Here is a 5,520-nt window from a genome sequence, read left to right as displayed (position 1 = left end):
GCCCTGGTGAGCGCCCAGGCCGCCTGCCACGACCTGGCCGGCGCCCGGGCCGCCCGCGCCGAAGCGCCGGCGCCGACGCCGCAGGCCGACCCGCACGCGGCGGCGCTTCAGGCCTGGACCTACGCGCCCATGGACATGAGCGTCGCCCTCGCACGCGAGGACTGGCCGGCGCTGGAACGGGCCGCGGCGAGCTTCCCCCCGGAGGCGCTAAGCCCCGCCGAACGCATCTCCTGGTCGACCCTCATGGCCCCCTGGCTGGCGCTGGCCAAGGCGAAACAGGGCGACCTCGCCGCCGCCCAGGCCCTGATCGCGACCACCCCGACCGACTGCTATCTCTGCATGCGCACGCGCGGCGTGATCGCCTCGACCGCCGGCGACTGGGCTGGCGCCGACCGCTGGTTCGCCCAGGCCGTGCGGCAGGGGCCGAGCCTGCCCTTCGCCTATGCCGACTGGGGCGAGAGCCTCATGGCGCGCGGCCGCTACGACGCCGCCATCGCCCGCTTCAAACAGGCGGCCGAGAAGGGCCCGCGCTGGGCCGACCCGCTGGAGCTGTGGGGCGAGGCTTTGATGAAAAAGGGCGACTGGGCCGGGGCGGTCGAGCAGTTCGCCGCCGCCGACAAGCTCGCGCCGAAGTGGGGCCGCAACCACCTGCGCTGGGGCGAGGCCCTGCTGAAGCTGGGCCGGCGCGCCGAGGCCGGCGCGCAGTTCCGCGCCGCCCGGTCCCTGGACCTGAGCACGGCCGACCGCGCGAGGTTGGAGGCGTTGTCGCCCCGGGCGCAAGCGAGGACGTGACATGACCGACGTCACCGTCCCGCCCGGCGACCTGCCGACCACGCTGGACCCGATCGAACTGGCGCTGGAAGCGGAGGCCGCCGGCCTGCCGGCGGACGATCCGGCGCGACTGGTGCTGGTGCGTCACGCCCGCCTGCTGGAGCGGCAGATCACCAGCGAGGCGACAAGGATCGCCAGCGAGCGGATCACGCTGGGATTGAAGGCGCTGGCCGGGGTCGCCGCCCTGGTCGTGGCCGGCCTGCTGGGCATGCTGGTGTGGGACGCCAGCAACGAACGCGGGCTGGTCATCGAGCCCTTCTCGGTGCCGCCGGAGTTCGCCGAGCGCGGCCTCACCGGCCAGGTGGTGGCCAGCAAGGTGCTGGACCGGCTGAGCGAGATGCAGGAGGCCACCCCCTCCAACCGCGCGCCCAACACCTACGCCAACAACTGGAACGGCGACATCAGGGTGCAGATTCCGGAGACCGGCGTGTCGGTGGGCGAACTACGCCGGCTGCTGGTCCAGTGGCTGGGCCGGCAGACCTCGATCAGCGGCGAGATCTACCGCACGCCCGAGGGCGGCCTGGCCCTGTCGGCCCGTACAGGCACGGCGGCGGCCAAGACCCATAAGGGAACCGACGCCGAACTCGACGCCCTGATCCAGGCCGCGGCCGAGGACGTCTACGCCGTCACCCAGCCGTACCGGTACGCCTTGTACGTGGACCGGACGGGCGACATGGAGTCGGTGCGCCGGTCGCAGGCGCTACTCCGGCGTTTGATCCTCGCCGGCGCTCCGGAGGATCGCCTTTGGGCCTACACGGCCCTGAGCCTGAGGCTGTTCACTGCCGACGGCGACGCACCAGCCGCGCTTCGGACCGTCACCGCCGCGATCGAGCAGGAGCCCAGGTTCGGCATGGCCTGGTCCGACCGCAGCACGCTGCGCCAGCTGCTCGGCCACGACGAAGCCGCCTTGGCCGACTCCCGGACGGCGCTGGAGACCATGCGCGAGCGCGGCGAGCGGTTCCTGGATCCGGCCGCGCTCGCCTACCTGGTTCCGGGTGAGGCGGCGATCGTCGCCGAACTCACCGGCGACTACGCCGGCGCGGCGCGCGGCTACCAGGAGGCCGCGCGGCTTAGCGGCCAGGATTGGTACCTTCCCTCGCTGATCAACGCTCAAGCCGCAGGCCACGACCTGGCCGCCGCGCGCGACAGCCGGGCGCAAATCCCGCCGCCGCAAGCCGGCGCGGACCCGCGCGCCAGGGCCGTCACGGCCTGGAGCACCGCCTACGTCGACGCCGCCCTCGCCCTCGCCCTGGAAGATTGGCGCGGGCTCGCCACGGCGTTGGACAGCGTCGACGAGACCGTGCTCCAGGCGGGCGAGCGCATCGAGCTCCGCAGCAACATGACCCCCTACGTCGCCGTCGGCATGGCCCGTCTGGGCGATGCCGACGGCGCCCAGGCCCTGATCGAGACCACGCCGACTGATTGCTACACCTGCGTGCGCATGCGCGGCGTCGTCGCCTCGGCCGCGGGCGACTGGGCCGGCGCCGACCGCTGGTTCACTGAAGCCGTGCGCCAAGGGCCCAGCCTGCCGTTCGCCTACGCCGACTGGGGCGAGAGCCTCATGGCGCGCGGCCGCTACGACGCCGCCATCGCCCGCTTCAGGCAGGCCGCGGAAAAGGGCCCGCGCTGGGCCGATCCGCTGGAGCTGTGGGGCGAGGCTTTGATGAAAAAGGGCGACTGGGCCGGGGCGGTCGAGCAGTTCGCCGCCGCCGACAAGCTCGCGCCGAAGTGGGGCCGCAACCACCTGCGCTGGGGCGAGGCCCTGCTGAAGCTGGGCCGGCGCGCCGAGGCCGGCGCGCAGTTCCGCGCCGCGCGGGCGCTCGACTTGTCCGAGGGCGATCGCGCCCAGTTGCAAGCTTTGACGACGCCGCTGGCGAGGAAGAGCTGACATGACCGACATCGTCGTCCCGCCCGATCCCCCCGCCTCGCGCCCGACGACGCCGGGCACGCTGGATCCGATCGAACTGGCCCTGGAGGCGGAGGCCGAGGCGCTGGCCCCGTCGAACCCGGCCCGACTGGTGCTGTTGCGCCACGCGCGCCTGCTGCAGCGGCAGATCGCCAGCGAGACCCTGAGCCTGGGCCTGCTGCGCCGGCAGATCGCCAGCGAGACGGTGAGCCTGGGCCTTAAGGCGTTGGCCGGCGTCGCGGCGCTAGGCGTGGCTGGCCTGTTGGGCATGCTGGTCTGGGACGCCAGCACCGAACGCGGCCTGGTGATCGAACCCTTCTCCGTGCCCCCGGAGCTGGCCGAGCGCGGCCTCACCGGCCAGGTGGTGGCGAGCAAGGTGCTGGATCGGCTGAGCGAACTTCAGGACGCCACCATCTCCAACCGCTCGCCGACCACCTACGCCAACAACTGGAATGGCGACATCAAGGTGCAGATCCCCGAGACCGGCGTCTCGGTCGGGGAACTGCGCCGGGTGCTGGTGCAGTGGCTGGGCCGCCAGACCTCGATCAGCGGCGAGGTCTACCGGACGCCCGAGGGCCTGGTGGTCGCCGCCCGCACCGGCGCCGCCGCGGCCAGGCCGCACGCCGGGACCGAGGCCGAGCTCGACGCGCTGATCCAGGCCGCGGCCGAGGACGTCTTCGCCGTGACCCAGCCGTACCGCTACGCCGTTTGGCTGGGCCAGGCGGGCGACGAAGAGTCCCTGCGCCGGGCCGACGCGGTGCTGCAGCGCCTGATCGTGGAAGGCGACGACGAAGACCGGCTGTGGGCCCACAATGGCCTGAGCATCGACCTCATAGTGCTCGGCGACTCCGCCGGCGCGATCCGGGAGGCCGACGCCGCCATCGCCGTCGAGCCCAGGTTCGGCCTGGCCTGGATCAACCGCGGCGACTTCCGCCAGGCGCAATTCGGCCACTCCGAAGCGGCGCTCGCCGACTACCAGACCGCTCAACGCCTCATCCGCGATCACGGCGAGCGATATTACCGGCCGGAGGCGCTGGCCTTTCTCACCTCTTCGGTCGAGGGATCCATCGCCGAGCTGACCGGCGACTACGCGTCGGGGGCGCGGGCCTTCAATGACGTCGTGCGTCATCCCGGGCGGGAGGGTTGGCTGTATTTGGCGGTCTCGGACCAGGCGGCCGGCCACGACCTCGCCGCTGCGCGCGCGGGCCGGTCACGGGTCGCCGCGACGCCCGCGGACGCCGACGCCCACCAACGCGCCTTAGACGCGCAGGCCGCAGCGACCATGGACATGGCGATCGCCGAGCAGACGGAAGACTGGACGGCGCTGCTGAACGCGATCGCCGGCGTCCCCGAGGCGGATTTGCTGCCAGGAGAACGAGAGGCGTGGCGGCTGCAGGCCACGCCGCACGCCGCCCTCGGCAGGGCGAAGCAGGGCGACCTGGCCGGCGCGCGGGCCCTGATCGCGACCACGCCCCTCGACTGTCACCCCTGCGTGCGGGCGCGCGGCGGCATCGCCTCGACCGCCGGCGACTGGGCCGGCGCCGATCACTGGTTCGGCCAGGCCGTGCGGCAGGCGCCCAGCCTCCCCTTCGCCTACGCCCAGTGGGGCGAGAGCCTCATGGCGCGCGGCCGCTACGACGCCGCCATCGCCCGCTTCAAACAGGCGGCCGAGAAGGGCCCGCGCTGGGCCGATCCGCTGGAGCTGTGGGGCGAAGCGCTGCTGAAGAAGGGCGACTGGGCGGGCGCGGTCGGGCAGTTCGCCGCCGCCGACAAGCTCGCGCCGAAATGGGGTCGCAACCACCTGCGCTGGGGCGAGGCCCTGCTGAAGCTGGGGCGCAGGCAAGAAGCACGGGCGCACCTGAGCCGGGCGCGCGCCCTGGACCTGAGCGCGGCCGACCAGGCGGTGCTGGCCCGACTGGAGGCGCGCCCCGGCTGACGGCGCGCCACCACGGCGTCGGCGAACGGCGTCGCCACATTTGGGATCGCGGGACTCAACTATCGCGGCTAGGTTCGCGCCCGCGCGAGGGGGGATATGATGAGCGACACGGTTGTCGAAAGTGCGGTTCGCCGTGCGGGACGGGCGAAAGCCGGCCAGGGACTGAAGCGGGCGGAGCGGGCGCTGGAGTCGGCGCTGTTCGCCTCGCGCTGGCTGACCGCGCCCTTCTATTTCGGCCTGATCCTGGCGGTGGTCATGCTGCTGGCCGTGTTCGTGCGCGAACTGATCGAGCTGACGCCGGTCGCCTTCGAGCTCGACGCCAACGCCGCCATCCTGGCCGCCCTGTCGCTGATCGATCTGGCGCTGGCCGCCAACCTGATCCTGATCGTGGTGCTGGCCGGCTACGAGAACTTCGTCTCCAAGATCGACACCTCCGACCACGAGGACCGGCCAGCCTGGATGGGCACGGTCGGCTTCTCCGACATCAAGCTGAAGCTGTTCGCCTCGATCGTGGCGATCTCCGGCATCCAGCTCCTGAAGAGCTTCATGGCCATCGGCGGTCCGCATCCGCCGACACCCGACAACCTGCGCTGGCTGGTCACCGTGCACCTGGCCTTCGTCGCGACCACCGTGCTGTCGGCCGGCACCGACTGGCTGTCCTCGCGCGCCAAGGGCTCGCGCGCTTAAAGCGCGCCGACGCCTCGCTGAACTAAAAACGGCGCGCCCGCGAGGGCGCGCCGTTTCCGTTTCAGGTATGGATCAGCGGGTCCGGATCAGCCGATCTGGCCGGTGGTCTGGCCCGGCGTCTGGCTGGCCGGAGCCGGCGCCTGCGCGACCGGCGCCGGGC

4 protein-coding genes are annotated in these 5,520 nt (G+C 72.7%); all 4 read left to right on the top strand.

Annotated features, from left to right (window positions below; translation table 11 throughout):
• On the top strand, window positions 1-792 hold a 792-nt coding region (locus G3573_RS19560), incomplete at its 5' end, for a hypothetical protein (RefSeq protein ID WP_205598378.1).
• 1 nt (window position 793) lies between these two features.
• A complete protein-coding gene (locus tag G3573_RS19555) occupies window positions 794-2,719 on the top strand; it encodes a hypothetical protein (RefSeq protein ID WP_163263355.1) in 1,926 nt (641 codons plus the stop codon).
• A 1-nt stretch (window position 2,720) separates the two neighbouring features.
• A complete protein-coding gene (locus G3573_RS19550; RefSeq protein WP_163263354.1) occupies window positions 2,721-4,673 on the top strand; it encodes a tetratricopeptide repeat protein in 1,953 nt (650 codons plus the stop codon).
• 99 nt (window positions 4,674-4,772) lie between these two features.
• The gene (locus tag G3573_RS19545; RefSeq protein ID WP_163263353.1) at window positions 4,773-5,360 is read left to right on the top strand and encodes a TIGR00645 family protein; all 588 of its coding nucleotides are present in this window, start codon (window positions 4,773-4,775) and stop codon (window positions 5,358-5,360) included.
• The last annotated feature ends 160 nt before the right edge of the window (window positions 5,361-5,520 follow it).

It is taken from the genome of Caulobacter sp. 17J65-9 (assembly GCF_010975005.1).
Lineage (GTDB): Bacteria > Pseudomonadota > Alphaproteobacteria > Caulobacterales > Caulobacteraceae > 17J80-11.
This window is presented reverse-complemented; position numbering and strand designations above follow the sequence as displayed.

Bases quoted from the DNA above. Each gene is read 5' to 3' on its own strand.
- G3573_RS19550 (WP_163263354.1), top strand. From the start codon at position 2,721: ATGACCGACATCGTCGTCCCGCCCGATCCCCCCGCCTCGCGCCCGACG.
- G3573_RS19555 (WP_163263355.1), top strand. From the start codon at position 794: ATGACCGACGTCACCGTCCCGCCCGGCGACCTGCCGACCACGCTGGAC.
- G3573_RS19545 (WP_163263353.1), top strand. From the start codon at position 4,773: ATGAGCGACACGGTTGTCGAAAGTGCGGTTCGCCGTGCGGGACGGGCG.